This window comes from Sphingomonas sp. Root710, from assembly GCF_001429065.1.
Taxonomy (GTDB): domain Bacteria; phylum Pseudomonadota; class Alphaproteobacteria; order Sphingomonadales; family Sphingomonadaceae; genus Rhizorhabdus.
Genome location: NZ_LMIB01000005.1, coordinates 1 through 23871 on the forward strand (window position 1 = coordinate 1; position 23871 = coordinate 23871).

Annotated in this window: 35 protein-coding genes; 15 read left to right on the plus strand and 20 right to left on the minus strand. The window is 61.4% G+C overall.

Going from position 1 to position 23871, the window contains the following annotated elements; translation table 11 throughout:
• Positions 1–207: 207 nt before the first annotated feature.
• Genes ASE00_RS09230 through hmpA form a run of 3 tightly spaced genes read left to right on the plus strand, consistent with a single transcriptional unit; the run spans position 208 to position 2206 of the window.
• A complete protein-coding gene (locus ASE00_RS09230; protein ID WP_017503290.1) occupies positions 208–687 on the plus strand; it encodes a group III truncated hemoglobin in 480 nt (159 codons plus the stop codon).
• Positions 680–955 (plus strand): DUF1971 domain-containing protein, encoded by a 276-nt coding sequence (locus ASE00_RS09235; protein ID WP_020820531.1) that lies wholly within the window; start codon positions 680–682, stop codon positions 953–955. The genes ASE00_RS09230 and ASE00_RS09235 overlap by 8 nt, the downstream gene beginning before the upstream one ends.
• A 39-nt stretch (positions 956–994) precedes the next feature.
• Positions 995–2206: an NO-inducible flavohemoprotein gene (hmpA, locus tag ASE00_RS09240; protein WP_004206960.1), complete on the plus strand. Its 1212-nt coding sequence runs from the start codon at positions 995–997 to the stop codon at positions 2204–2206.
• Positions 2207–2248: 42 nt separating this feature from the next.
• Here the strand turns inward: hmpA and ASE00_RS09245 are convergent, their stop codons facing one another.
• The 10 genes from ASE00_RS09245 to ASE00_RS23415 form a co-directional block, all read right to left on the minus strand.
• A complete protein-coding gene (locus tag ASE00_RS09245) occupies positions 2249–2494 on the minus strand; it encodes a hypothetical protein (protein WP_020820532.1) in 246 nt (81 codons plus the stop codon).
• A gap of 17 nt (positions 2495–2511) precedes the next feature.
• Positions 2512–2829 (minus strand): Fe-Mn family superoxide dismutase, encoded by a 318-nt coding sequence (locus tag ASE00_RS09250; RefSeq protein WP_082594590.1) that lies wholly within the window; start codon positions 2827–2829, stop codon positions 2512–2514.
• A 15-nt stretch (positions 2830–2844) separates the two neighbouring features.
• Positions 2845–3905 (minus strand): IS630 family transposase gene (locus ASE00_RS22910; protein WP_156405367.1). Its coding sequence is split into 2 segments (ribosomal slippage): positions 2845–3413 and positions 3413–3905, totalling 1062 coding nucleotides; the frame shifts between segments, so codons are not numbered across the junction.
• Positions 3906–3935: 30 nt separating this feature from the next.
• The gene (locus ASE00_RS09265) at positions 3936–4373 is read right to left on the minus strand and encodes a superoxide dismutase (RefSeq protein ID WP_235538613.1); all 438 of its coding nucleotides are present in this window, start codon (positions 4371–4373) and stop codon (positions 3936–3938) included.
• Entirely contained in the window at positions 4346–4546 is a 201-nt protein-coding gene (locus ASE00_RS23410) for a hypothetical protein (RefSeq protein ID WP_156405368.1), read from the minus strand. Before ASE00_RS23410 ends, ASE00_RS09265 begins: the two co-directional genes overlap by 28 nt.
• Entirely contained in the window at positions 4543–4941 is a 399-nt protein-coding gene (locus ASE00_RS09270; RefSeq protein ID WP_020820534.1) for a hypothetical protein, read from the minus strand. Before ASE00_RS09270 ends, ASE00_RS23410 begins: the two co-directional genes overlap by 4 nt.
• Positions 4938–5615: a carbonic anhydrase gene (locus tag ASE00_RS09275; protein WP_020820535.1), complete on the minus strand. Its 678-nt coding sequence runs from the start codon at positions 5613–5615 to the stop codon at positions 4938–4940. The genes ASE00_RS09270 and ASE00_RS09275 overlap by 4 nt, the downstream gene beginning before the upstream one ends.
• Positions 5612–6253: a peroxiredoxin gene (locus tag ASE00_RS09280; protein ID WP_008828739.1), complete on the minus strand. Its 642-nt coding sequence runs from the start codon at positions 6251–6253 to the stop codon at positions 5612–5614. Before ASE00_RS09280 ends, ASE00_RS09275 begins: the two co-directional genes overlap by 4 nt.
• Before the next feature lie 97 nt (positions 6254–6350).
• The gene (locus ASE00_RS09285; RefSeq protein ID WP_129926611.1) at positions 6351–6587 is read right to left on the minus strand and encodes a hypothetical protein; all 237 of its coding nucleotides are present in this window, start codon (positions 6585–6587) and stop codon (positions 6351–6353) included.
• Positions 6584–7057, minus strand: coding sequence for a hypothetical protein (locus ASE00_RS23415; protein ID WP_156405369.1), 474 nt, complete (start codon positions 7055–7057; stop codon positions 6584–6586). Before ASE00_RS23415 ends, ASE00_RS09285 begins: the two co-directional genes overlap by 4 nt.
• 64 nt (positions 7058–7121) lie before the next feature.
• Between ASE00_RS23415 and ASE00_RS09290 the strand changes: the two genes are divergently transcribed.
• Both ASE00_RS09290 and ASE00_RS09295 read left to right on the plus strand, forming a co-directional pair.
• Positions 7122–7970, plus strand: a complete 849-nt coding sequence (locus tag ASE00_RS09290) for a LysR family transcriptional regulator (protein ID WP_054435103.1) — start codon at positions 7122–7124, stop codon at positions 7968–7970.
• The gene (locus ASE00_RS09295; protein WP_056379653.1) at positions 7967–8452 is read left to right on the plus strand and encodes a DUF6306 domain-containing protein; all 486 of its coding nucleotides are present in this window, start codon (positions 7967–7969) and stop codon (positions 8450–8452) included. The genes ASE00_RS09290 and ASE00_RS09295 overlap by 4 nt, the downstream gene beginning before the upstream one ends.
• A gap of 28 nt (positions 8453–8480) precedes the next feature.
• Here the strand turns inward: ASE00_RS09295 and ASE00_RS09300 are convergent, their stop codons facing one another.
• Positions 8481–8924 (minus strand): Rrf2 family transcriptional regulator, encoded by a 444-nt coding sequence (locus ASE00_RS09300; RefSeq protein ID WP_008828736.1) that lies wholly within the window; start codon positions 8922–8924, stop codon positions 8481–8483.
• 225 nt (positions 8925–9149) lie between these two features.
• Here ASE00_RS09300 and ASE00_RS09305 point away from each other — a divergent pair, with 225 nt between their 5' ends.
• The 8 genes from ASE00_RS09305 to ASE00_RS09345 all read left to right on the plus strand — a co-directional run bounded on the left by ASE00_RS09305 (position 9150) and on the right by ASE00_RS09345 (position 17172).
• The gene (locus ASE00_RS09305) at positions 9150–10784 is read left to right on the plus strand and encodes a nitrite/sulfite reductase (protein WP_056379655.1); all 1635 of its coding nucleotides are present in this window, start codon (positions 9150–9152) and stop codon (positions 10782–10784) included.
• A complete protein-coding gene (locus ASE00_RS09310) occupies positions 10777–11217 on the plus strand; it encodes a DUF934 domain-containing protein (RefSeq protein WP_056379657.1) in 441 nt (146 codons plus the stop codon). Before ASE00_RS09305 ends, ASE00_RS09310 begins: the two co-directional genes overlap by 8 nt.
• A 239-nt stretch (positions 11218–11456) precedes the next feature.
• Positions 11457–11774 carry a hypothetical protein gene (locus ASE00_RS09315; protein WP_056379723.1) on the plus strand — a complete coding sequence of 106 codons (318 nt, stop codon included), beginning with the start codon at positions 11457–11459 and terminating at the stop codon, positions 11772–11774.
• Positions 11775–12156: 382 nt separating this feature from the next.
• The gene (locus ASE00_RS09325; protein WP_056379660.1) at positions 12157–12426 is read left to right on the plus strand and encodes a hypothetical protein; all 270 of its coding nucleotides are present in this window, start codon (positions 12157–12159) and stop codon (positions 12424–12426) included.
• 145 nt (positions 12427–12571) lie between these two features.
• Complete coding sequence (locus ASE00_RS09330; protein WP_056379663.1) at positions 12572–14647, plus strand: FUSC family protein; 2076 nt, start codon at positions 12572–12574, stop codon at positions 14645–14647.
• On the plus strand, positions 14644–14868 hold the full coding sequence (locus ASE00_RS09335; protein WP_056379665.1) for a DUF1656 domain-containing protein: 225 nt from the start codon (positions 14644–14646) through the stop codon (positions 14866–14868). The genes ASE00_RS09330 and ASE00_RS09335 overlap by 4 nt, the downstream gene beginning before the upstream one ends.
• A gap of 1 nt (position 14869) precedes the next feature.
• Positions 14870–15769, plus strand: coding sequence for an efflux RND transporter periplasmic adaptor subunit (locus ASE00_RS09340; RefSeq protein ID WP_056379667.1), 900 nt, complete (start codon positions 14870–14872; stop codon positions 15767–15769).
• The gene (locus ASE00_RS09345; protein ID WP_056379670.1) at positions 15763–17172 is read left to right on the plus strand and encodes an efflux transporter outer membrane subunit; all 1410 of its coding nucleotides are present in this window, start codon (positions 15763–15765) and stop codon (positions 17170–17172) included. Before ASE00_RS09340 ends, ASE00_RS09345 begins: the two co-directional genes overlap by 7 nt.
• A 132-nt stretch (positions 17173–17304) precedes the next feature.
• Here the strand turns inward: ASE00_RS09345 and ASE00_RS09350 are convergent, their stop codons facing one another.
• Both ASE00_RS09350 and ASE00_RS22915 read right to left on the minus strand, forming a co-directional pair.
• Positions 17305–17688: a hypothetical protein gene (locus ASE00_RS09350; RefSeq protein ID WP_056379671.1), complete on the minus strand. Its 384-nt coding sequence runs from the start codon at positions 17686–17688 to the stop codon at positions 17305–17307.
• A gap of 146 nt (positions 17689–17834) precedes the next feature.
• A complete protein-coding gene (locus ASE00_RS22915) occupies positions 17835–18128 on the minus strand; it encodes a response regulator (RefSeq protein WP_156405370.1) in 294 nt (97 codons plus the stop codon).
• Between the two features lie 200 nt (positions 18129–18328).
• Between ASE00_RS22915 and ASE00_RS23735 the strand changes: the two genes are divergently transcribed.
• Positions 18329–18529: a hypothetical protein gene (locus ASE00_RS23735; protein ID WP_082594592.1), complete on the plus strand. Its 201-nt coding sequence runs from the start codon at positions 18329–18331 to the stop codon at positions 18527–18529.
• Positions 18465–19112, plus strand: coding sequence for an IS630 family transposase (locus ASE00_RS09360; protein WP_056379675.1), 648 nt, complete (start codon positions 18465–18467; stop codon positions 19110–19112). Before ASE00_RS23735 ends, ASE00_RS09360 begins: the two co-directional genes overlap by 65 nt.
• A gap of 111 nt (positions 19113–19223) precedes the next feature.
• On the opposite strand, the gene ASE00_RS09365 is transcribed toward ASE00_RS09360, so the two are convergent.
• The 7 genes from ASE00_RS09365 to ASE00_RS09395 form a co-directional block, all read right to left on the minus strand.
• Positions 19224–20267, minus strand: coding sequence for a relaxase/mobilization nuclease domain-containing protein (locus ASE00_RS09365; protein WP_056379678.1), 1044 nt, complete (start codon positions 20265–20267; stop codon positions 19224–19226).
• Positions 20254–20805 (minus strand): plasmid mobilization relaxosome protein MobC, encoded by a 552-nt coding sequence (mobC, locus tag ASE00_RS09370; RefSeq protein ID WP_021223042.1) that lies wholly within the window; start codon positions 20803–20805, stop codon positions 20254–20256. Before mobC ends, ASE00_RS09365 begins: the two co-directional genes overlap by 14 nt.
• 190 nt (positions 20806–20995) lie before the next feature.
• Positions 20996–22021 carry a ParB/RepB/Spo0J family partition protein gene (locus ASE00_RS09375; protein WP_056379680.1) on the minus strand — a complete coding sequence of 342 codons (1026 nt, stop codon included), beginning with the start codon at positions 22019–22021 and terminating at the stop codon, positions 20996–20998.
• Positions 22018–22776, minus strand: a complete 759-nt coding sequence (locus ASE00_RS09380; protein ID WP_191225260.1) for a ParA family protein — start codon at positions 22774–22776, stop codon at positions 22018–22020. Before ASE00_RS09380 ends, ASE00_RS09375 begins: the two co-directional genes overlap by 4 nt.
• Before the next feature lie 30 nt (positions 22777–22806).
• Positions 22807–23154, minus strand: coding sequence for a hypothetical protein (locus ASE00_RS09385; RefSeq protein WP_226998753.1), 348 nt, complete (start codon positions 23152–23154; stop codon positions 22807–22809).
• Positions 23155–23163: 9 nt separating this feature from the next.
• On the minus strand, positions 23164–23415 hold the full coding sequence (locus ASE00_RS09390) for a helix-turn-helix transcriptional regulator (RefSeq protein WP_007016081.1): 252 nt from the start codon (positions 23413–23415) through the stop codon (positions 23164–23166).
• A 106-nt stretch (positions 23416–23521) separates the two neighbouring features.
• A complete protein-coding gene (locus ASE00_RS09395; protein ID WP_056379684.1) occupies positions 23522–23836 on the minus strand; it encodes a single-stranded DNA-binding protein in 315 nt (104 codons plus the stop codon).
• Positions 23837–23871 lie beyond the last annotated feature (35 nt).

Genomic DNA, 23871 nt, shown 5'->3' on the forward strand with positions numbered 1-23871 from the left:
CAAAACCTTCTGCGTTACGGTGAGCGCTGGCGCCTGCAGCAGCCTTCCCCCGCATCGTACTGCATTCGTTCGTATATCGCGTACGTAAAACTCACTTTCGTGTAGTCACCCCTAGCGGGGCTGAGCAGTTTCTCAGGCTGTGTACATCGCCGCGACCGACGACCTGGAAATATGCGCTAGCCTTGCGTTTATGCGCAATCATGATAGATGTATTATATATACATGATTGGAGCGCGAGTCGTGGACGGTGTCTCGAAAATCAGAGAAGAAGAGCTGACTCCTTTGGTGGAGGAATTTTACGCGCGGGTCCGCGCCGACCCCGCGCTTGGGCCGATTTTCAACGATGCGATCGATGACTGGCCGGAGCATCTTGGGAAGCTGACTGCGTTCTGGTCCTCCGTCATGCTCACCAGTGGCCGATACAAGGGGCAACCGGTGCCGGCCCATTTGAAGCATAAGGCCAGGATAACGCCCGCGCTGTTCGAGCGGTGGCTCGCACTCTGGGTTCAAACGACCAATGACAGGATGACGCCCGAAGCGGCAGCGGCGCTACAAGCGAAGGCGCGGCGCATCGCCGAGAGCCTGCAACTGGCGATGTTCTTCCAACTGGAGGAACGGAGTGCTGCATCGGTCGCCAACGCGGAACGTAAGGATGCCATCGAGCGACCAGGGCAAACCCATGGCTGAAATCTTGCCTTACCGTTCCACGCCGGTGTTCAACCAGGACACTCTGCCGGCTGCCTTGCGCGCGCGACATGACACGAAGGCTGGTGTTTGGGGCGTGATCCGGGTTTTCGAGGGCGAACTCCGGCTAACCTACCTCGAGCCACCTTCGGAGATCGTCCTGACGCCTGACCAGCCTGGCTTGATTCTCCCTCAGCAACCGCATTTCGTAACGCCGACAGGGCCGATGAAGATGCAGGTGGATTTTTACGATCACATTCCCAAGCTCTGACATTCCGGGATTTTCAACGCATTCAAAAAGGAGAAGTTGATGACGCAGCCCCTCAGCGATCAGACCATTGCGCTCGTCAAGGCGACCGTCCCCGCGCTCGAAGCGCATGGCCTCGACATCGTGAACGAGATGTATTCCCGGATGTTCCAGAACCCGAACATTCGCGACCTTTTCAACCAATCGCACCATGGTGATGCCGGTTCGCAGCCGCGGGCACTGACCGGCGCCATTCTCGCCTATGCGAGCAACATCGAAAATCTCGGTGCGCTTGCCCCGGCGGTCGAGCGGATCGCGCAGAAGCATGTTGGCCTGCAAATTCTGCCCGAACATTATCCGCACGTTGCCGAGGCGCTCCTGGGGGCGATCAAGGCGGTGCTGGGGGATGCGGCCACCGATGAAATTCTCGCTGCCTGGGGCGAAGCCTACTGGTTCCTGGCCAACATCCTGATCGCCCGCGAGCAGCGAGTCTACTCAGAACAGAAGGATGCGACCGGCGGATGGAATGGCTGGCGCGATTTTCGCGTCGAGGACGTCGTGCGTGAGAGCAGCGTCATCAATTCCTTCGTTCTGCGCCCCGTTGATGGCGGGGCCGTCATGCGGCACAAGCCCGGGCAATATCTGACCTTCTGGCTTGAAATTCCGGGACATCCGCCAGTCAAGCGCAACTATTCGATTTCAGCAGCCCCCAACGGCGAAACCTATCGCATTTCGGTCAAGCGTGAGCCGCTTGGTCTTGCGTCAGGCTGGCTTCATGATGAAGCCAAGCCGGGCACGGTGCTCAAAGTTGCCGCGCCTGCAGGCGAATTCTTCCTGGCAGCGCATGTCGAACGCCCGGTGATCCTCCTGTCGGGCGGCGTGGGGCTGACCCCGATGGTGGCCATGCTCGAAACGCTTGCTGAGGGCGAGGCGGGAGTCCCCGTGCACTATGTCCACGGAACTCATGACCGCGATACCCACGCAATGCGTGATCATGTTCGCGCTGTCGCTGGGCGGGGCAAGTCAATCACCGTCACCGATTTTCATCAGACCCCGCTCGAAGATGAAGTCGCAGGACGGGATTATGACGTCGCCGGCATCATTACCGATGAATGGCTGGTCGCCAACACGCCTGTAGGTGAGGCCGATTACTATATCTGCGGACCACGCCCGTTTCTGCGGCACGCCGTCTCGACCTTGTCGCTGGCTGGCGTCCCATCCGACCGCATTCATTACGAATTCTTCGGTCCGGCGGACGAATTGCTCGCCGCCTGACTGAGCGCGGAGAAGGGCGACATCGCCCTTCTCCGCGTCTACTCAAACCGCCATGTCGGCGTGATCTCGGACTTCTGGACGCACTTGGGCGTCAGCGACAGGTTCCTCGACGAGAATCGCGAACTTGGCACCCTGGTAATAGATGCTGGGCCGATGCCAGGCCCGCGTCACGACGACGACCGTTCCGTCGATCTCGATCTCTTCGCCTGCCTGGGGTGACCGCGCGAAGTGAAAACTGCCCCGGGCTGCTGGGGAACTGCTATCGCCAGCCAAAACGTCAACGAGCATTTACTTCTCCTCCTTATTCAACGGGCGGTCTGTGATGGTGGATAGCGCCACGGCTTGCCCTGGCCGATCGCTGCGTCAAACTGCGTTTCGGCGAAGCTCCAATTTGCGAGCCTGTTCCACCAGGACGTGATCCAGCCCGCGCGATCCTGGCGGTAATCGATGTAGTAGGCATGCTCCCACACATCGCAAGCAAGCAGCGGCGTCACCCCTTCCTCAAGGATTGGGCTACCCGCGTCGTGGGTAGAGATCACCTCGAGCTTGTCGCGCTTCGCGATGAGCCAGACCCAACCCGATCCGAAATGGCCCGTTCCTTCAGCGGAAAAACGCTGTCTGATACCAAGACTCTCTGATCATGACCCATGCGCCCACTGGCGCAAGCCGATGGACATGATGCGCCATGGCTGATCGATAAGGCGGTTCCAGGCGTGGCAGCAGTGGTCCACGACGTTGTCGTACGAGGAGAAGATGCGGTTCGACAGCCAATTGTCGCGCATGAACTGCCACACGTTCTCGACCGGATTGAGTTCAGGACATTTGGGCGGCAGCGGTAGGAGGGTGATGTTCGCCGGGATGTCGAGTTTTCCGGACATGTGCCACCCGGCCTGATCAAGCATGAGCACGGCGTGAGCGCCGGGTGCAATCTGGCTGCTGATTTCGGTGAGATGCATGTCCATGGCCTCGCTGTTGCAACGAGGCATGACCAGCGCGGCGCCTTTGCCTTCTGCGGGACAGATCGCCCCAAAGATCCATGCCGAAGCCCGGCGCAGATCACGGGGCGCGACAGGTCTCGTCCCGCGTTTGGCCCAGCGCCGGGTGATCTGCGTCTTCTGCCCGATCCGGGCCTCATCTTGCCACCACAGCTCTATCGGCGTGCCTTTGGGCAGGCGCCTTCGGATTTGCGCCAGACAGGCGGGGAAGGCTTTTTAAAAGCGGCAATATCTTCAGGACGCTGCCCCTGATGGCGCGGCCGGGCCGAGAGCTTGCGATAGCCCAGGGTCCGAAGTTCATGCCCCGGCGCCTGCTTGCTGATCGAGATTTCGAACTCTTCCCATAGCCATTGGACGAGGTCGATGATCCGCCAGCGAACCACACCATGAACAGCAGGAATAGGGCCCGCTTCGATGGTTTCGGCCAGCGCGCGTCGATGGCAGTCGTCGAGGATGGTATCTGGTCCTGGGGCCTTGCGGGTTTCCAGACCATCTGGGCCATGCGCGTTGAAGCGCAGCACCCAATCCCTGACAATCTGCAGCGTGACCCCGCCGACCTTAGCTGCGTCGTTTCTGCTTCCGCCGTCCAGGATCGTCGCAATCGCCAGAAGACGGCGGACCTGGTCCCCATCCTTGGCGCGGCGAGCAAAGGCCCGAACCTGCGCAGAACTGAAATCACCTCGAAGTCTGACAGGCGCTGCCATCGCAAAACTCCAACCGTTTGCGATGGTGAATCACGTCATGCCCCGGCCGGATACCCTCCGTGAGTCAGATTCCACAGGTTTTGGTATGAGCGTTTCGAGACTCCCGAATTCGTACGAAATGGCGCTGGCGAGCAGCCCGGCAGGTTTAACCGTTTTCGGCGCCATGCTCTCCCAAAAGAAGCTATGGTTCCATGCCTGGGCTGCATTGTTGAAGACGCCCTTCGCGCCGCTGCCGTGCGCGATGCGGATGATTTCCTCGAGCGTGTGGGCCGAGAAATTCTGCTCGGCCAGCAGCCGATTGAGCGTTTCCACGTAGCGTGCGTGATGTTTGCCGTGGTGGATCTCCAGTGTTTCCGCCGAGAGGACAGGCTCGAGATCCTTGGTCCCACAGGGCAGGGGAGGCAATTCGAAGACGAGCCTCTCAAGGTCGGATTGAGCTATTACAGCATTGCGGCTTTGATCAGCCATCGCTTGTCTCCTTGAGCAGAAATAGCGCCGGAAATCGTTTCGGCCGAGGCGTGATGATGCGGCACCATCCGGCGCAGATAAGTCGGTAGGAAGGCCCTGATGATGAGCGCTGCGGGACCATTGCTGATGCAGCCGCACAGGGCGCTGCAATCGTCTTTGGTGAGAACGGTCAATGTGCATAGGACAGCTCCGCCCTTCGCGCATCGAGCGCGGCCATGCACAGGGCGATTGCCTCAACCGGGTGATGGGCTGTCCATTGGCCAAGCTCGCCCACCACGGTGGTTCCCTGGGGGCCGGCTTCGATCCAATAGCCGGATGGCACCAACATAGCGGCAGCGCGGCAAGTCGCCGTGTAGAGCAGTGCCCGAACGTGGTTGCCGTCGTCCTGCAGCCAGACTCCCGGAGCAATAACGGTCAAGCTGCGCAGTGCCGGAAATACGGCCAGCGCAATCCGTGCATCAATGTCGCGATCGGGTTCACTCGCGCCCTTGCAGGCGGAGATGGCGTCGACGAGGCTGTCGTCATGGCCAATCGCCCTCACGCGGCACAGGGCGCGCACGGCGATCATGACGCGCCTGCAATCCGGAGTTTGGGAACTGCCTCATCGGGGTGGCGGCTGACGGGTGAGCAGACCGGTTGGAGAAGGCCGTCTCCAATGGCGTAGACCCAACCGTGAAGCGTTAGCGCAGCGTGCCGCGCCCAGGCCCGAAGAACCAATGGGTTGGCTGCGAGTGCTTTCACCTGGGCGCGGATATTATGTTCGCACAAACGGTCTGCATTGGTATCCGGGGTGCAGCAGACTGTTTGATAGAGCTCACGCACCGGTGCGAGCCAAAGCCCGATCGCGTCGTCCCTGTCCGGTGCCATTGCCGCTTGAATCCCGCCGCACCCGTAATGGCCCACGACGATGATGTGCTCGACCTTCAAAACATCGACCGCGAACTCCAAGGCGGCGGCGAAGTTAGGATCGCTCGGCGTGGCGAGATTGGCGACGTTGCGATGAACAAACATCTCGCCGGGATCGAGATCGACGATTTCGGTGGCCGGCACCCGGCTGTCCGAACAGCCGATCCAGAAGTAGCGTGGCCGCTGCTGGCCTACGAGCCGTTTAAAGAATCCGGGATCGATCAGGGTTTTGGCGTCAGCCCATACGCGGTTGCGGGCCAACAGGTCGGAGAGGCCGCCGTCGTCTGCTCCGTCGGCGGCGGTCTGTCTTTTTCCACTCTCCTCCAATTGCCTCATTGCCCGGGAGCCTGCAGATCGACGACCCGAAGGTAGGGCTTCAGTGTCTTGTAGCCTTGTGGGAACTGCCGGGATGCCTCCTCGTCCGACAGCTTCGGCGATATGACGACCGGCTCGCCAGGTTCCCAGTTGACGGGCGTTGCGATGCTACGGGCATCTGTAAGTTGAAGGCTGTCGATGGCACGGAGAATCTCGGCAAAATTCCGACCGGTCGAAGGCGGGTAGGTCAGGATCAGCCGCACCTTGCGTGACGGATCGATGACGAAGACGGAACGGACAGTGACCGTCGGGTCGCTCTCGGGGTGGATCATGTCGTAGAGCGCCGACACCTTGGTGTTGGCATCCGCGATCATCGGGAAGTCGAGTTTCGTCCCTTGGGTTTCGTGAATGTCGAGCTCCCATTTGTGATGGGCTTCGACCGGATCCACCGAGAGGCCAATGGGTTTGACGTTGCGTTTGTCCCATTCGGACCGGAGCTTGGCAACCTCGCCCAGTTCCGTCGTGCAGACCGGCGTAAAATTCTTGGGATGGCTGAACAGGACACCCCAGCTTCCGCCGAGCCAATCGTGGAAGCTGATGCGACCGTGCGTGCTGTCCTGCTCGAAATCGGGGGCGATCTGCCCGAGCTGAATGGCCATGGGAACTCCTTCATATCGCAGATCTGATGTGGAGATGGACGAATCATCATACAAACGAATGTTATTATTATTTATCAGCAAAGATATTGGATATAAATTAGCGCCGGGTTCCCGGTCCGAGCCCCACGATCACGAGGAGGGCTATCGGCATGGCGAACAGCACTATCCCATTGCCGTCCCCTTCGGCGACGAAGCCGTTTTGGCGGAGCAAATCGACAAAAAGGCGGATCGAGACGAAGGCGATGCTTGCGGCGAAAATCAGATAGAGCCCGGACATGGAGGGCGGGCGCTCTGGTCCACGCGCTTGTCGGTCATCATCGTTGTCAGCCTTCACGGCAGCTTTGTCCGTGACGAGGGAGGCGGTTTGCGGCGGCAGGTTTCCTGAAGATTAGGGGCACCTTCACCCGACGGCTGTCGGTCTTCAGATGACCACAGCGCAATGAAGTCAAACGGAGGGGGCACTTCCTGCCAGGGCTGACGCACTCGGCGATGTGCCGTTTGTTCCCAATCGAGAGAGAGGATCACACCGATACAAACCGCGATCACGAAGACCACCACGGCAACGAAGACATCGTCACTGATCGCACCAGCGTCGTAAAAACTGAAAAGTGCTATGCCTATCCCTAAAACCAGCAACGCCAGCGCTATGCTGACTTTCCAGATTTCGGCCCGCGGCGGCGGCGGTTCGGGCGTGAAGCGGCCTAAAGGTTTCATCTGAAAGTTCGCCCAAACCGTTGGACGCCTTATGGTTGTTGGTGCCTGTCCAGGGTCGATCACACGGGTCTTGCCTTGTGATCCCATCATCGGCCCGCTACCATGAAGCAAGCAAATGAATATTATTGCGCATTGAGCGCAAGGATGATGGCTTATGGATATCAATGTTGCGCGCACATTCTTGGAAGTCGTCAAAACCGGCAGTTTTGTGAACGCTGCGTCGAACCTTCACCTCACGCAGACCGCAGTCAGTGCCCGCATCCGGGTGCTTGAGGACCTGCTCGATCGGCCAGTATTCATCCGCAACAAGGCAGGTGCGAAGCTGACACCGGCGGGCGAGCAGTTTCTGCGCTTTGCAACCACCATGGTGCAGGTCTGGGATCGGGCGCGCCGCGCCGTCGCGCTCCCGCCGGGACGGGAGACCGTGGTAACGGTCGGCGCCGAGCTCAGTCTGTGGAGTCCCTTGCTGCGGCACTGGCTGCTCTGGATGCGTCGGGAATGTCCGGAAATCGCGGTAAGCACCCATATCGACACATCCGAACGCCTGATGGAGCAGGTCCAGGATGGCTCACTCGATATGGCGGTGCTCTATGCCGCGCCGAGCCGTCCGGGGATCATCGCCGAACTCTTGTTCGAGGAAAAGTTGGTCCTGGTGCGGACCACGCCAACCAGCAGCCCTCTCGCACCGGAAGATCATGTTCAGATCGATTGGGGTGAGGAGTTTGCCGGGAGCTATCACGCCGCTTTCCCGGATCAGCCTAACGCCGTCGTTTCGATAAGCTATGGTCCGCTCGCGCTCGATTATATCCTGGCGACAGGGGGTAGCGGCTATTTTCGCAAAGGCTTCATCCGCTCCTATCTCGAGGAAGGCCGCCTCGCTCTCGTCCCCGGAAGTCCTGAATTTTCGTACTCGGCCTATGTCGTCCACAGCACAAAGGCCGACCCGGGCGTGATGGACCGCATTCGTGCCGGCCTCAAGGCGGCCGCGGCGATTACAGCATGACCGTGAACGAACCATCCTCGCCCGTTTGTTACGCCAGCGAAGCCGATGACATTTACATGGGCTTTGCCGGTCGCGAGGAGATCCTCGCGGCGCTCCACGAACTGCTGGAAGCCGAACGGGCCGGCGCCCGCGTCGCGCTCGCCAGCACCAAGTCGGCGAACGATCCCGACTACGCCGAACTGATGCGATCGGTCCGTGCCGACGAAGCACGTTGGTGCGCGATGCTCTCGAGGCAGATCAGGCGATTGGGCGCAGCGCCCTCACGCAAGACCGGCGCCTTTTACAAGAAGGCGTTGGCAATCCCTGATCCGCTTGAAAGGCTCGCCTTTCTCAACCGCGGACAAGCCTGGGTGGTTCGCAAACTGGAATCTCTGACCCCTAGGGTTCGTGACGAGGCATTGCATGCCGATCTTCGCGAGATGCTCGAGAGCCATCGGGTCAACATCGATCGCGCCGCAGCGCATCTTGAAGCGGAGCATTGACCTGCGCGGAAATCCGCAGCTGTATCATTTAGTCCATGCCGACGCCGAGCGGTGATTGGCGGTTAATCAGCCGCTTCATGGCCTCACGATCGGACAGGAGATCGGAAATCCGGTAGGTATCGAATACCGCCATCATCGCCTGCATGCCTTGCGCCAGCACGCCGGTCAGTCCACATGCGGGAGACAGCGCACACCCGGAACAATCTGCGAGTTGGAAGCCTTCCTCGGTGCGGCGGACGACCTCGCCGACGGTGATCTCATCCGCTGGTCGGGCGAGACGCATGCCGCCGGCGCGACCGCGAACGGTTTCGATGAAGCCGTCGTGCGCCAGGGCGTTGACGACCTTCATCAGGTGATTGTGGGAGACATCATAAGCCCGCGCGATTTCGCCGATCGAACACAGGCGCTCTTCGTGAAGGGCCAGGTGAATCAAGACCCGCAGTGAATAATCCGTGTAGCGTGTCAGCCGCACGCAGAACTCCCGAGAACCAATCTGCAACACCATACCTGTATGTCACAGACATGTTAAGGCCGGGATCGCCCTCGAGCCGGCTTGCAACGATCGGCCCATGGTTATTGGCCTGCAGCGACCGGCCTTATCGAGCAATTATTTTGATGGATCGCTGCATTAAAAGTCATTTTGTGCATGAGTGCTCGTGATGCCATCCTGATGTCCCCTTGGGCGTGAGAGGCTGATATGTACAAATACGACGAGTATGATCAGGCCATGGTCGATGCCCGGGTCGAAGAGTTTCGCGACCAGACGCGCCGTCGGATCGAAGGCCATCTCAGCGAAGACCAGTTCAAGCCTCTGCGGCTCAAGAATGGGCTCTACCTGCAACTGCACGCTTATATGCTGCGCGTAGCGGTGCCTTACGGCACGCTCAATTCGCGGCAAATGCGCAAGCTGGCGCATATCGCGCGCAAATATGACCGAGGCTACGGTCATTTCACGACACGACAGAACATCCAATATAACTGGATCAAACTGGCGGATGCGCCCGACATCCTCGCTGAGCTCGCGACGGTGGAAATGCACGCCATCCAGACGAGCGGCGAGAGCATTCGCAACCTGTCGGCGGATCATTATGCTGGAGCTGCTCCCGACGAGATATGCGATCCGCGGCCCTGGGCCGAACTGATCCGCCAGGCCACGACGTTCCATCCAGAATTCAGCTATCTGCCGCGCAAGTTCAAGATCGCAGTGATCGCCGCGCAGGAAGACCGTGCCGCTCTGCGCTGGCACGACTGTGCGCTACGCATCGTCAAGAACGAGACGGGCGAGAAGGGATTCGAGGTCTATGCTGGCGGCGGTATGGGACGCACGCCCATTATCGCTTTCCTGATCAGGGAGTTCTGTCCGGCAAGCCAGATCTTTTCCTATATCCAGGCGATCCTGCGAGTGTGGAACAGGCACGCGCGGCGGGACAACATCCACAAGCAGCGGATGAAGATCCTTGTCCATGAATTGGGTGAAGATGAGTTCCGCCGTCAGGTCGAGATGGAGTTCGCGCATATCCTGACGCTGGGTCGGGATTTTCCGCAGGCTGAGTATGACAGGATTGCCGCCCATTTCGAACCGCCGCCGTTCGAGACCGGGCTTCCCGAGGAGGTCGACCGCTCCGATCCCGACTTCGCTCTATGGGTCGATCGCCAGGTCGCCGCGCATAAGGCGCCCGGCTATGCCATCGTCAATATCAGTCTCAAGCCCGACGGAGGCATCGCCGGCGACATTTCGGCCGAGCAGATGGATCTCGTAGCTGACCTTGCCGAACGCTATAGCTTCGATGACCTGCGCTCGACGCATGTCCAGAACCTCGTGCTGCCGCATGTGCGCAAGCGGGATCTGCATGCGGTCTGGCAGGCGTTGGACGCGGCGGGACTGGCAAGCGTCAATCTGGGCCTCGTAACTGACATCATCGCCTGCCCGGGCCTCGACTATTGCAGTCTTGCCAATGCGCGTTCGATACCCGTCGCGCAGCAGATCGCCGAGCGCTTTGCCGATCTCAATCGGCAACTCGACCTCGGTGAACTCAAAATCAAGATTTCGGGCTGCATCAACGCCTGCGGCCATCACCATGCGGCCCATATCGGCATTCTTGGCGTCGACCGGAAGGGCACGGAGAATTATCAGTTGCTGCTTGGCGGGTCCGGGACCGAGGATGTCTCGCAGGCCAAGATTACCGGGCCGGGCTTCGACGAGACCGGGATCGTCGATGCCGTCGAACGCACGATCGAACGCTACCGCGAAATCCGCGAACCCGGCGAGCGTTTCCTCGATTGCTATCGCCGGGTAGGCATGGATCCATTCAAGGAGGCGATTTATGGGTGATCCGCTACGCTTTCGCGACGATCCCGCGCCCGATGAGCCAGGGGTCACGCTCGATGCATTCCTCGATCAGAAGAATGCGACTTCGGTTCTGCTCGAGGCCGGCGACGATGTGCGCGCGCTCTTGCCCGAGCTCGGGCGCGTGCGGCTCGTCGAGATCGATTTTCCGCGGTTTCGCGATGGCCGGGGCTTTTCCAGCGCGAGCATATTGCGCGAGGCGGGCTATGAGGGTGAGATCCGCGCGATCGGCGATGTGCTGGTCGATCTCCTATTCTTCATGCGGCGCTGCGGCTTCGACAGCTTCGAGCCCGACGAGCCCTTCGATCCGGGTGCCGTCGATGCGGCGCTGCACCGCTACCCTGACGTCTATCAGTCCGCGACCGATGGACGGGTGCCGATCTGGGCGCTGCGGCATCCTCAATGCGCCACCGGATGACGCAATTTCTTCCTCTGGTTTGAAGTTTCGGGAGCCTTTGCGTTCGTCCTGGCAGGCGAGGTTGAGACGATGATGGGCGCCTTTGTTGCTTTGAAGCGCGTTCGCGCTGCGAGTGGGCGGCCGCGAACACGGCCTTGAAGCCAACGCCTGCTTCAACGCACCGGACGCGCCCCTTGTAAATATATCGCAATACGATATATTAGAATAAGAGAGGCGGAGGGGCGTCAATGGAGGCCGATATGCCGATGTTGAAAATCCTGGTCACTGCTGTCGGCCTGACGCTGGGCAGCTTGCTGGTGGCGGTGTCGCTCTCCTGTCTGGCCTGGTGGGTTGCCACCCGTGTTCATCATCCGCGCTGGGGCGCGCCTCTTCTGCTCATCATAGTCGGTGGTGCCTGGCTGGCTGCGTTGGGGCACAGTGAGTTCGTGAAAATGGCCACCGTATTCGCTTTGGTTGGATCGGGCCTGCTCTATTTTGTAGGTCGGGAAGAACAGGAAGGAGGGCCGTCGCGCGACACGAAACCGGGCCGCTCCGCCATTCCTGGAGGAAGACAGTGATGGCGACGCAGATTTGGATCTATCCCGCCCTCATCGCGGTGCTGGGTCAGAACAGAAGGCCCAGCTTCGCTGAAATGCGCAATTTCGTCAGACGGGCTCGGCGTGAAGCCGCTGCCGGCGGTTCGGACGCTGCATGCCGAGGGAAGGTGCGTCGTCTGGTCGAGGCGACTTTGAGGGCGGAGTCCCATGCCTAACCACGAAGGAATAGGCATTCCTGTCCAACGGCTCGCCATGTGCCCATTCCGTTAATCAAACCTCAGAATTTTTGCGGATAGCCTGCAAAAACATTCGTTTGCGACATCGCGTGCTATCTTTCACCCCTGTTCCATCAGGCCATGAAGATAGCTGGTCGAGAGCGAGCATCAACGGGAGAGGATGCCGCATGGGGAGGCTTATGTCGCGAGACCCTTCTACGCAGGCCGTATTTACTTGGCAGCGGGCGCTATGGACGCTTGTGCTCGCTGGACTCGCCTTCATCCTCTATTGCCTCAGCGAATATCGTCTTCTGAGGGAAGAGCAGATCATGCTGCTCATCTTCCTGGCCGTGCCGATCGCCGCTTTCTTCGTTTCGGGGAAAGGGCAGGACATGTCTGATGCTTCGGATAAGACAGGCCGGGGCATCAATTCGCGCTCATCCCGGAAGAACAATTAACCGCAAGATATTTGCGTTTCTCTATCAATATTTTGATCTACGATTCGACGCACCGGCTCGGTTAAAGGCTCTTCCCGTATCCATGGGAGGTAATGACCACGATCGCTGTCGATCGTGACAATCCCGTTTGTCATGGTTGTCAGTGATGCTTGTTGCGTTCGCCGGCGAAAAGCGCTGGCCGGCCTCTCCGTTGGTGATCGATCCCCAGAAGCTGCTCTTCTCGCTGAGCAGCTTGCTGGCTGCGGCCGCTACGCTGGCCATTGCCTTTTCGGCCAGCCTGCCGCGCCCCTGGTGGGCTTTGTTGACCGTCTACGTCACCGCCCAGCCGATGGCCGGCGCCTTCCGGCCCAAAGTTCTCTATCGCCTGGGCGGGATATTGACGGGCGCGGCCGCCACGATCCTGCTGGTGCCCAATCTGCAGAACTCGCCCGAGCTTCTCGTTCTGTGTCTCGCGGCATGGACGGGCTTCTGCATCTATCTTGCGGTTCTCGATCGCACGCCGCGCGCCTTTCTGTTCCAGATGGCGGCATTCAGCTCAGCGGTGATCAGCTTTCCCTATCTCGATGACCCGGGGAATATTTTCGAGACGACAGCCGCGCGCGTGCAGGAGATGACCGTCGCGATATTATGCGTGACCGCGGTCCATGCGCTGCTCCAGCCCTGGAGCGCGACGCCGGCTATCCGCGCGCGCGTCCAATCATTTCTAGGCCATGCTCGCCGCTGGACGGCGGAAGCGCTTGGCAGTCATAATACACGCCTCGAGGATGCGCATCGGCGCATGTTGGCGGCAGACGTCACCGAACTCGGCATGATCGCGGTCCATTTGCCGTTCGATCAGCGCTGGGCGCCCGCGACCCGGCGGCGAGTTACGGCACTGCAACAGCAGCTCGCCACCATCCTGCCGCTCGCCTCGGCTGCGGCGAACCGGCTCGATCGCCTGCGGGAAGGCGGCGATCTTCCAGCGGATCTCGAGGCTCTGCTTGCCGACGCCACCGATTGGCTGGATGATGAGCAAAGCGAGCTGCATCGGGTGAGATCGCTGGTGCGGCGGTGCGACACGCTGGCGGAGGCCGCCGAAGCGCGGGGCGACTGGAGCGGGCTGCTGACCGCGAGCGCCTGTATCCGCATCGCCGAGTTTCTGACCGCATTGGCGGCAAGCCGAAGGCTGGCGGACAGGATCGGGTCACCGGGACGCCCCAGCGCCAAAATTCTCGCCGCAGAACCCTTTTCCCTTGCCCGCGATCATGGTGTCGCCGCGCTGGCGGGACTGGCGACCGCCACGGCGATCGGGCTCTATTGTGCCGTCTGGATCCTGCTTGCCTGGCCGAACGGATCGGCGACGGCCGCCTTCGCAGCGCTCATCACCTGTTCCTTTGCGGCGCAGGACGATCCCGCACCGGTGATCGGTCGCTATCTCGTGGCGACGCTCAAGACTTTCCCATTGGCGGCCCTCTACCTCTTCGTGATCCTCCCCCGGGTCGATGGTTATGAGATGCTGATCATCACCTTGGCGCCGGCCCTGCTGTGGATGGGCTATATCCAGGCCGATCCCGCGCGCTCGCCGCAGGCCTTACCGATGTTCTCCTGCTTCATTGTCGCCATGGGCTTTCTTGCGCGCTTCCAGGCCGATTTCGCGCTGTTCATCAACACCGGGCTGGCGCAGCTCGGTGGAATTGTCGCCACGCTTGCGGTCACGCGGATGTTCCGATCGGCCAATGTTCTGTGGACCGCGCGGCGCATCCTGCGCGCGAACTGGAGTGAGCTTGCCCTGCTTGCCGACATTCGCCGACCCTTTCGCCCGGACCGCTGGACGGCAAGAGCGGTCGACCGGCTCGGGCAGGTGGCCGCGCGCATGGCTGTGGCAACCGCCGGCGATGCACTCCACGCCGCCGATGGTCTGGCGGACCTCAGGATCGGCCGCAACATCATCCCGATCCGCCGGGCGTTGTCTCATGTCCCGCATGACGTGCGTCACCGCCTGGGTTCGGTGCTGGCCGGGTTGGCGGCATTTTATGGCGAGCGCTGGCGGCATGGCCATGCGGATGCGCCGCCGCCTGGGCTGCTCGATCCGATCGATCGGGCCTTGGAGGCACTTCTCAGCCAGCCACTCGACGCGCATCGTCGGCCTGCCTTGCGGGCGCTTGTCGGGATGCGTTGCAATCTCTTCCCGGCCGCCGGAGCACCCGACATCGCTTCGCCAAGGGCAGGGGGGGGGGCATGATCGAGGAGCTCAATGTGCTCGGCGTCTACATGCCGGCGGCGCTCGCCTGGGGCGTTCTGGCGGCGGTCCTCGTCTATCTTGCACGGGGGTTCCTACAGCGCCTGCCGGTCTATCGGCTGCTCTGGCACCCGAGCCTGCTCGAACTAGCTCTCTTCATTCTGCTGTGGTGGGGCCTGAGCGCTCTCGCCGATAGCCTTCTCTACCGATGGGTCGCTTCCTGACATGCTGCATCGACAAAATCTCCTGCGATCGCTCGCCACGCTCCTCGTCATTTTCGTGATCCTGGCGGGGATATATGCGCTGTGGCTGCGCTATCAGGTCGAGCCGGTCACACGCGATGGCAAGGTGCGTGCGGACATGGTGCCGGTTGCCGCCGATGTCAGCGGGCTCGTCACCGAGGTGAAAGTCGCCGACAACCAGACGGTTCGAAAAGGCGACGTGCTCTTCATCATCGACCGCCCGCGCTACCGGCTCGCGCTGGAACAGGCCGAGGCCAACGTGACAAGCCAACGCACCGCGCTCGCGCAAGCCGTGCGTGAGGATCGGCGCAACCGGGCCATGCCCGAAGTGATCGCAGCCGAAGTGATCGAACAAGGCTCGGCGCGGGTCGAAGGGCTGCGGGCGACGATTGGACAGGCAGTGGCGGCGCGCGACCTCGCCCGCTTCAATCTCGAACGAACGGTCGTGCGCGCGCCGGTGGACGGGACCGTATCCAACATGTCGCTCCAGCCCGGGGTCTATCTGACCGCCGGCAAGGCGGCGCTCGCGTTGGTCTATGATCACTCGCTCCGCGTCGAAGGCTATTTTGAGGAAACCAAATTGCCGGCGATCCGGGTCGGCGACCCTGCGAGCATCTATCTGATGGGGGTTGCCGATGAGATCGAGGGGCATGTCCAGAGCATCGCGGGCGGTGTCGAGGATCGCGAGCGGGCCGGGGCCGACGGACAATTGGCCAATGTGAATCCGTCCTTCACCTGGGTGCGTCTGGCGCAGCGCATTCCGGTGCGTGTGACGATCGACAGGATTCCGCCCAATGTGCGGATGATTCCGGGCCAGACGGCCACGGTTGTCGTTCATCCGCGCGATGACGGGCGCAGTGTGCACCGGAGCCTGCCATGGTAAGGCGTACGCTGGTACTGGCGGCCGCAGCCGCCCTGAGTGGATGCACGGTGGTCGGCCCCGACTATCATGTGCCCGACGCCGCGATGGTGAACGCGCCTATGGCGCAAAGCGCATTTCAATCAGGAAGCGTCGTTACCACACAGGAGCCGCTGCCGGATCACTGGTGGCGGCTCTACGAAGACCCGGTCCTCGACCGGCTGATAGAACAGGCATTCCTCGCCAATACGGATCTGCGCGTGGCCGAGGCCAATCTCGAACGCAGCCTGGCCTTGCTTGACGAGCGAAATGTGGGCCGGGAGATCCAGGGCAGCGTCAACGCCGAAACAAGCTGGGCCCAGCGCTCGGCGGAAGCCGAGTTGAGCCATGTGAAGCCGCCGACGCGGCAAATCTACAATATGGGGATCGGCGCCAGCTATGATCTCGATCTGTTTGGCGGAATAAGGCGTGGGATCGAGGCGGCGAACGCCGATGCCGAAGCGGCCGTCGCAGCGCGCGACCTGGTGCGTGTGACCGTCGCGGCCGAAACGGCGCGCGCCTATGCCGACATCTGCAACGCGGGCTATCAGCGCACTGTGCTCGACCGTGCGATTGCCGTCCTGGAGCAAAGCGTTCGTCTGACCCGGATTATGGTGTCGCATGGACGCGCGGCTCCCTATGAATTGGACCGGCGGCAAGCCTTGCTCGAAACCAGCAAGGCACGGCTGCCACGGTTGGTGGCGCGTCAGCGCAACGCCCTTTTTCGTGTCACGGCGCTGGCTGGTCGCACGCCGGGCGAAGCGGATCCTGGCCTGCTAGCCTGTCACGCACCGCTAGCGCTGAGACGCGTGATCCCCGTTGGCGATGGTGCGGCGCTGCTCAAGCGCCGGCCCGACATCCGTATGGCTGAGCGCCGTCTCGCCGCGACGACAGCGCGGATCGGGGTCGCCACCGCCGATCTCTATCCCGACATCCGTCTGGGAGCATCGGTCGGTTCCACCGGCGCTGCCGCCGATTTCCTGTCGCCGCTCACCAACCGTTTCGGTCTCGGCCCGATGATCAGCTGGACGCTCAACCGGCACGCCGTTCGCGCCCGCATCGCGGCAACAGAAGCCCAAAGCCGCGGCGACCTGGCCGCATTTGATGGCGTGGTGATCAAGGCCCTGCGCGAGGTTGAAACGGCGCTGACCAACTACGCCGCCGGGCTTGAGCAGCAGCAAGGCCTGGATCGCGCCTCCGAGGATGCCGCGCGAGCAGCGATGCGGGTGGGTCAGTTGCGGCGTGGAGGCAAGATCGCCGCGCTGCCAGCACTCGAGGCCGAACGCGACCGCGTCGCGGCGGATCAGGCAGCGGCGGAGGCGCGCGCGGCAATCAATGACGATCAGATTACGCTGTTCCTCGCACTTGGCGGCGGGTGGTCCAACTGAAGCCCGATGTGTTTTCTTCCACCGCCAGAAGCTGGACTGCCACGTCTGCTGCTGGCGCGTGCGCGCAGCCTTCCAGGATTCGCTGACCGACGACCGCGGCACAAATTCGGCGATGCCGAACCCGGTTCCCGCTCATTTCTCCTCGACGGTGCGATCGAGCGTGAGGCTCCCCACCTTGCCATCGTCAAGGCGGACGACCGCCGTCCAGTAGAAATTGGCTCGGTAGTAGTCATGCACCGTCATCCAGTCGGAATAGACGCAGCGAGCGAGGCTGGGATCTTGGCGATCACCCGTGCAATGCGCGCCAGCCTCTTGGAGGATGTCGAGTGCGCTCCAGAAGGACGTGCCTGGCGGAATCTCCCGGGCAAGAGCGGAGCGTGCCTGCTCGATGTCATTGTTCCACTGATAGTCGTCTTCGAGAACGGTGAATTGCAATGACGGCTTTACCTTGTCCTTCGCCTCGAGTTCAGACGGGATCAAAAGCAGCGCGACGAGCGCGAGAAGAGGTTTACACATATTGTGCCTTCTAGCGGGATCGAGCCAACGCAAAACCGCAAGATATTGAAGTTTTCCATCAAGAAATTTGTTGTGACGCAGCCGCGCTTCTTAGCGCTCTCGATCTCGAAAACGCAGGTCGTTTGTAGGAACTGGCGACGAGACGCTCAGGGCGTCGAGGATATAAGAACGGACGAGATCGCCGTCAGCATTTGCGACGTTCCGTATGGCTTGGGAACCATGATACTTTTGGGAACACCATAAAGCGGCCATTCTGCGGCGCTATCTCCCGATGCGTACACCACAGGAATATCCGGTTGCAGTTCTCGGGCGCGCCACGATACCTCCCATCCGTTGGGACCCACCCCAAGCCTCACATCGGTGACCACTCCGGCGATTTCAGGATGGCGGCTATCGAGAATGGTGATGGCATCCACCCCACAGGTCGCGGCGATGACCACATATCCGCCGAATTCTAGAGTCGGATGCGACCAAGTTGAATCGGCGAGGATTCCTTACGGTGAGCGCTGGCGCCTGCAGCAGCCTTCCCCCGCATCGTACTGCATTCGTTCGTATATCGCGTACGTAAAACTCACTTTCGTGTAGTCACCCCAACTGGTATCGACGCTATCAGCGAACGACGAGCCATGCGGCGCGGCCGATGGGTGGCGACCGGCGCTCGAAGCTGACGGAGCAAGCGGGATGGATCGCCGATCGGCTGGCGCAGGCGTCCGAGCTGACGCTGGGCGAGGTGCGGGACGATCTTGCCAGGCGCGGCGTCGCGGTCAGTTACGCGAGTGTCTGGCGGATGGTCAGGCGGCTCGGGCTGCGGCACAAAAAAAAGGACCATCTTCGCGACTGAGCAGGACCGGCCCGATGTCGTCATCGCCCGCGACATCTGGCGCGCGGCGCAGGCCGGGCTGGACTTCGCTTCGCTGGTGTTCGTCGACGAGACCGGGACCACGACCAGCATGACCCGGCTGCGCGGCTGGGGTCGCAAGGGCAAGCCGCTCTACGGCCAGGCGCCGCATGGCCACTGGATGACGTCCACCTTCGTCGCCGGGCTCCAGCACGATGGCATCCTCGCGCCGATGCTGATCGACAGACCGATGAACGGCAGCATCTTCCGGCAATGGCTCGTCGAACACCTGATCCCCGAGATGCGGCCGGGCAGCATTGTCGTCTGCGACAACCTGCCGGCGCACAAGGTGGCCGGGATCCGCCAATGCCTCGAGGACGCCGGGATGGGACTGCTCTACCTCCCGCCCTACAGCCCCGACTTCAACCCGATCGAACAGGCCTTCGCCAAGCTCAAAGCCTTGCTACGCCGCGCCGCACCCCGATCGTTCGAAGCCATCTGCGACGCCCTCAAGCTCATCCTCAACCGCTTCAGGCCAGCCGAATGCGCGAACTACCTCCGACACTCGGGCTATGTGCAAACCTGAGCGAGTCTGACTCTAGCNGCCCTCAAGCTCATCCTCAACCGCTTCAGGCCAGCCGAATGCGCGAACTACCTCCGACACTCGGGCTATGTGCAAACCTGAGCGAGTCTGACTCTAGCGTTCTGGCCCTTCACGCGAACGATCGCGGTCCCTAGATCGTTCGTTCTGCCTCTTCCGCTCGATCGCGGCAACCGATCGCTCATGGATTGTAGGCGTTCGCCCTGCCCCCACAAACTCCCGCACCTGGTCGGCAAGCTGGCGATCAGCTGGATCGCTGCTTACCTCAAGCCGCTTGGCGGCGGCTAGATAGCGGCGATGCGTCTCATTCCATGCCTGCCGCCCGCGCACCACGAAATCCGGAGCGGTGGACCGTCCCGCCAGCTGGTCGCGTGCGGCGGCAGTGATTTTCTGATTGGCAAACGGCGCAGGTGCGGTGCCGGCCATGTAGCGCTGCCGCATCCGATTCAGGGCCATGCTTTGACCGGCTCGGCCGACACCACGCGCTGCGCGAGGCGTTGCCTCCGCTGTAACCCCCCTCGCCCGCAATTCCTCGGCAAAGCGCTCTCGGTAATGATGCAGCGTTTGAGGTCGCGGGTTGAAGCGTCTTCCCGTGTCACCGCGCGCCGCAACCGTCACATGAACGTGGGGCCGCGGTGTGTCCGTATGCAGCGCCAGGACGTAATCCCACTCATGCCCGATCTCGCTCCGCGCGACCTCGCGCACCGCTGAAAGAACCTTGTCGGGGTCTGTCCCTGACGGCATCGAAAAAACCATGCTCACGGCGGCTACGGTAGAATTGTCACGCCAATAGACAGGATCGCCCCAATCGCGCGCCAGCTCCGCCCGATCTTCCTTGTCAGTCAGAATGTCGCCATCACGCGTTTCAAGCGGCACATCGCCTTTTCGACCGATATAGTCGAAATGCGCAGCCGCGTGGTTCTTGCCCTTCGGCCTGCCCGTAACCTTGACCATGACCTCCGGAGCACGGCTGACAACGCGGGCAAGCCGCGCCCGGGTGCTCCCGCCCTGGCCTGCCCGCCTCGAACTCAGCGAGCGCAGCAACATGTCAGCCCCGCGCCTGTTCGGGTCGCTGGTCAGCTTTGGTTTGAACAGCGCGGCGAGCTGTCCCGCCTCAAAGCTGCTGTCAAAGTCGCTCACTGGAAACCTCCCAATAGGACAGGTCAGCTTTCGTAGCAGCGCCGATACCTTCGACGGCAGCGCCGATCGCCGCGCGCAGGTCGTTGACCTTTTGCAGCTCGCCGGCGATCTCCGCTGCATTGTCCGCCAGCGCCATCTTGTTCGCGGCTCGGGCGATCTGATTCACGTTGCGCCCAATGCGCTGCAACGCCTGACGGCAATTCAACAGCTCCTCGCGCAATTCGCGATCGACAGGCGCGGCAATGCCGATGTGTCGCCGCACAAGAGCCATGGCCCAGGTCGCCGGGGTCATGCGGCGCTCTTTTGCGCGATGGCGGATCACGGCCAGTTCGGTTTCGGTCGGACGAAGATAAAGGCGATGCTCGCCAGCGGCCTCGCGGTCGGCAACAGGCGCGGCCTCGCTGGCCGCCCCGGACTGCCGGAGCACGGCGTCCACCAGCTGACGCATAAAGGGGCCGCGCCCTCCCCTTGTCTGCGCGAGCGCGTCGATCTTTGCGAGTTTGGTCGCCTCGATCTTGAAGCCCAGCGTCTTTTCCATGTGGGGTAGGTATCTCCCAACCGTGAAGCGCGATCCGATGGGATTGAGCGTAACGGTTAACATTAGCCGCCGCAAGGCTTATCCTGCCATACAGTAGATACCTACCCCACAAACAAAAAGCGGTGGCAACTGCCACCGCTCTAAATTCCACGTCGCCTCGATGCTGAGTGAACGTGGACGGTAAAAGCTATCAGAAGTCGAAGGTTTGGGGCGCGGCCTCGCCGTCGAACCGAACCGTAACCTGGCCGCTTAGAACAATCCCGCGACGGCCCTGAATGATGATGGCCGGTGCGTCGGTGGCCTCTTTCGGCTGACGAGGGGTGCGCGGCTTGTGATCGGAAGGATCGGCAAGCGTTGCGCCCTCCCCTTCCCGCTCGTCGGCGCGGGCATCCGGTTCGGGCCGCTCCTGACGTTCATCCGTCGCACTGGTGGCAACTGCCACCGGCGCGCGCGAAGTTTGGGGCGGCGCTGGATCGTCAATCGCTTTAGCGGCACCGGCCTGCGCACTCTCTTCCTCGGGAATGCCTTGGAGCGTAGCAAGAAACTGCTCACAGGCGGCGGCTGTTGGATTTTCGTTTGCGACCACGAAATTGCGCGTAGCCTGCTCGTCCAGCTCGATCGCGTGTTTGATCGCGACGGCGGCACGCGGAGAACAATTCTTCAACGCGGCGAGAATGTCCTCGGGCAAGGTGCGCAGCGAGTAGAGCCGCTTCACTTCCGAATGCGGCTTGGCGATGCGCGCGGCTAGATCCTTTGTCGAGAGCGTATCACTGACGCGGCTCGCGATGAAACTGACGCGCTCGGCCAGACTCAGGGCTTGGCGTTGCTCGTTCTCAAGAAACTGGTCGAGGCCAATATCGCGTTCGGCGTCCGCCTGATCCAGAACGGTGTCGATCTGATCGAAACCAAGCTGGCGGCACGCGCGATAGCGCCGCTCGCCGTAGCGGATGATGTAGCGACCATTCGACGTTGGCGCGACAACGATGGGTTGCAGCAAGCCGCGGTCCTTGATGGTCGCGGCCAGTGCATCAATCTCGGCCTGGTCGAACTCTCGGCGAACCTGCGTGGGGTCTGGATCAATGTCATCGAGCGGAAGGCGCTGAAACCGTCCAGCGGCCTTGAACTCGGTATTCGCGGGGACGGCCGAAAAGTCCATCGCGTCCATATCGAAGTCGGCAAAGCTCTTCTTCGCCGGTTTGACAGCTGCCTTGCTCATGCGGCCTCCCTCTCAGCTTGATCGACAATGTAGGAGACGACTTCGCGCACGATCGGCGCGCTACGCCGCGTGTCCTTTGCCAAGCGCCAAACGGGAACTTCGAGTAGAGCCGCCTCGCGCATGTGCTCGCGGTGTGGAATGGTGTGCGGCACCACATTGGCAGGAAGCGCCTGCCCAATGCGGTCCATCAGCATTTTTGAAACTTCGCTCGTTGTCTGAACGCGATTGAACACGATCCCGAACCGGGTCGCGTTCCCCTCCCCGCGCACCTTGTTTGCAAGGCTGATGCTTTGCGAGATTTCGTTGAGCGACTGACGCGCGGTTTTGTCGGGGTCCAGTGGGACCGCGACATAATCGGACGCAATCAAGGCCATGAGGTTCCGGCCATCCCACGCGGGTGCAGTGTCGATCACGCAGTAGTCGTAGTGCTTGGCAAGGCCGGCACGAATGGCGCGGACATAAGCGCCGATGTGCTGGCCTTGCTGCGGGCTGTCAGTCGTCAACTCGACGATCTGGCGTGTGTTCTTGAAACAGGCCAGCGCCGGAGGTTCTTTGTTCGGCTCGAAGTCAAGAATCGACTGAACCGGGCCGATCTGCTCGAACTCCGCTTTCAGCATCCCGGCACTGTGGCATTGCTTGTCCAGGTCCAGGACCACGACACGCTTGCCCTGCTCGGCCAGATGCCACGCGATATGACAGGTAAGCGTGGTCTTGCCGATGCCGCCGCGCTCATTGGTCACTACGATTGTTCGCATTGAGAATCCCTTCAATGGCTGCGCCACGGGCTACTTGTGCCAGCGGTTATGGGCGGCGCTGTTTCCCGATCCGAAGCGATACTGCGACTGCATATACCATGGGTTCGGATCGTCATTCAGGTTGAGGCCCTTGCCCTTGCGGCGCGGGCCGGTCTGTTCGGTCGGTGGGTCTTTGCCGAAGAAAACGATCAGCACGAAGACGGCGACGGCTCCCACTCCGAGCCAGCCAAAAGCGAAATAGGCCGCGAGTCCGACTGCAAGGACGACGATCAGCGCGATTGCCGCGATCGCAAGCCACAGGGCAAGCGATGCCCAAAGCATGACAGTCCGTAGCACGCTGGCTGCGCGCCGAAGTTTGCTGGCAATCTCACGGCGCATAGCGGCCTCCTAAGCTGTTCGGCTCTCGCCTCGCTCGGAGCCGATCAACTTAGGGAAAGGCTGCTCCCTGAAGATGTTCGGCACCTCGGTTCGCAGGGCACGCGACATACGGAGCGCCGTCAGCAAAGTGGCGTCCTGCCTGCCGTTCTCGATGGCCGCGACTGTTTCAGGTGAGACTTGAATCCTCGCTGCCAGCTCGGATTGCGTAAGTCCGGAAGCGACGCGCAAGCTCGCTACACGATTGAACAGTTTGGCCGCCACAGATGCCTCGCATAGTTATACCCTATTCTTGTTAGGGTCTGTAAATGGCATTGTCCACAAAAAAGGGCGGCCACCAGGCCGCCCGCTTTAGGTAAAGGAAGGGGGCTTAGTCAGCCCCGCCCCGAGCCAAGATACCCAGCCCCTCAGCGATCAGGTCCACCGAGTAGCGGGTTTCGCCATTGCTCTCGTAGCTGTTCTGGCGGACCCGTCCGGTGATGTGAACCAGGTCGCCCTTGCCCAAGTCAGCGGCGCGCTCTGCCAGCTGGCGGAAGAACGTCACGCGGTTCCAGTGCGTATCGGTCTTCCATTCATCGCCATCCTTGCGGTTGTAGTTCGCGGCGACGGAAACATGGGTGACTTTATCGGTCGTATCGACACTGCCAACGCGGCCGATGATCCGAAATTCAGCGATGTTCTGCATGGTAGTCTCCTTTGGATAAGCGTTGCTGACGGATT

What these genes read in the sequence shown, in the direction of transcription:
- ASE00_RS09230 (WP_017503290.1), top strand. Translation starts at nt 208, where the DNA reads ATGTATTATATATACATGATTGGAGCGCGAGTCGTGGACGGTGTCTCG.
- ASE00_RS09235 (WP_020820531.1), top strand. Translation starts at nt 680, where the DNA reads ATGGCTGAAATCTTGCCTTACCGTTCCACGCCGGTGTTCAACCAGGAC.
- hmpA (WP_004206960.1), top strand. Translation starts at nt 995, where the DNA reads ATGACGCAGCCCCTCAGCGATCAGACCATTGCGCTCGTCAAGGCGACC.
- ASE00_RS09245 (WP_020820532.1), bottom strand. Translation starts at nt 2,494, where the DNA reads ATGCTCGTTGACGTTTTGGCTGGCGATAGCAGTTCCCCAGCAGCCCGG.
- ASE00_RS09265 (WP_235538613.1), bottom strand. Translation starts at nt 4,373, where the DNA reads ATGGCTGATCAAAGCCGCAATGCTGTAATAGCTCAATCCGACCTTGAG.
- ASE00_RS09270 (WP_020820534.1), bottom strand. Translation starts at nt 4,941, where the DNA reads ATGATCGCCGTGCGCGCCCTGTGCCGCGTGAGGGCGATTGGCCATGAC.
- ASE00_RS09275 (WP_020820535.1), bottom strand. Translation starts at nt 5,615, where the DNA reads ATGAGGCAATTGGAGGAGAGTGGAAAAAGACAGACCGCCGCCGACGGA.
- ASE00_RS09280 (WP_008828739.1), bottom strand. Translation starts at nt 6,253, where the DNA reads ATGGCCATTCAGCTCGGGCAGATCGCCCCCGATTTCGAGCAGGACAGC.
- ASE00_RS23415 (WP_156405369.1), bottom strand. Translation starts at nt 7,057, where the DNA reads ATGATGGGATCACAAGGCAAGACCCGTGTGATCGACCCTGGACAGGCA.
- ASE00_RS09290 (WP_054435103.1), top strand. Translation starts at nt 7,122, where the DNA reads ATGGATATCAATGTTGCGCGCACATTCTTGGAAGTCGTCAAAACCGGC.
- ASE00_RS09295 (WP_056379653.1), top strand. Translation starts at nt 7,967, where the DNA reads ATGACCGTGAACGAACCATCCTCGCCCGTTTGTTACGCCAGCGAAGCC.
- ASE00_RS09305 (WP_056379655.1), top strand. Translation starts at nt 9,150, where the DNA reads ATGTACAAATACGACGAGTATGATCAGGCCATGGTCGATGCCCGGGTC.
- ASE00_RS09310 (WP_056379657.1), top strand. Translation starts at nt 10,777, where the DNA reads ATGGGTGATCCGCTACGCTTTCGCGACGATCCCGCGCCCGATGAGCCA.
- ASE00_RS09315 (WP_056379723.1), top strand. Translation starts at nt 11,457, where the DNA reads ATGCCGATGTTGAAAATCCTGGTCACTGCTGTCGGCCTGACGCTGGGC.
- ASE00_RS09325 (WP_056379660.1), top strand. Translation starts at nt 12,157, where the DNA reads ATGGGGAGGCTTATGTCGCGAGACCCTTCTACGCAGGCCGTATTTACT.
- ASE00_RS09330 (WP_056379663.1), top strand. Translation starts at nt 12,572, where the DNA reads ATGCTTGTTGCGTTCGCCGGCGAAAAGCGCTGGCCGGCCTCTCCGTTG.
- ASE00_RS09335 (WP_056379665.1), top strand. Translation starts at nt 14,644, where the DNA reads ATGATCGAGGAGCTCAATGTGCTCGGCGTCTACATGCCGGCGGCGCTC.
- ASE00_RS09340 (WP_056379667.1), top strand. Translation starts at nt 14,870, where the DNA reads ATGCTGCATCGACAAAATCTCCTGCGATCGCTCGCCACGCTCCTCGTC.
- ASE00_RS09345 (WP_056379670.1), top strand. Translation starts at nt 15,763, where the DNA reads ATGGTAAGGCGTACGCTGGTACTGGCGGCCGCAGCCGCCCTGAGTGGA.
- ASE00_RS09350 (WP_056379671.1), bottom strand. Translation starts at nt 17,688, where the DNA reads ATGTGTAAACCTCTTCTCGCGCTCGTCGCGCTGCTTTTGATCCCGTCT.
- ASE00_RS23735 (WP_082594592.1), top strand. Translation starts at nt 18,329, where the DNA reads ATGGGTGGCGACCGGCGCTCGAAGCTGACGGAGCAAGCGGGATGGATC.
- mobC (WP_021223042.1), bottom strand. Translation starts at nt 20,805, where the DNA reads ATGGAAAAGACGCTGGGCTTCAAGATCGAGGCGACCAAACTCGCAAAG.
- ASE00_RS09375 (WP_056379680.1), bottom strand. Translation starts at nt 22,021, where the DNA reads ATGAGCAAGGCAGCTGTCAAACCGGCGAAGAAGAGCTTTGCCGACTTC.
- ASE00_RS09380 (WP_191225260.1), bottom strand. Translation starts at nt 22,776, where the DNA reads ATGCGAACAATCGTAGTGACCAATGAGCGCGGCGGCATCGGCAAGACC.
- ASE00_RS09385 (WP_226998753.1), bottom strand. Translation starts at nt 23,154, where the DNA reads ATGCGCCGTGAGATTGCCAGCAAACTTCGGCGCGCAGCCAGCGTGCTA.
- ASE00_RS09395 (WP_056379684.1), bottom strand. Translation starts at nt 23,836, where the DNA reads ATGCAGAACATCGCTGAATTTCGGATCATCGGCCGCGTTGGCAGTGTC.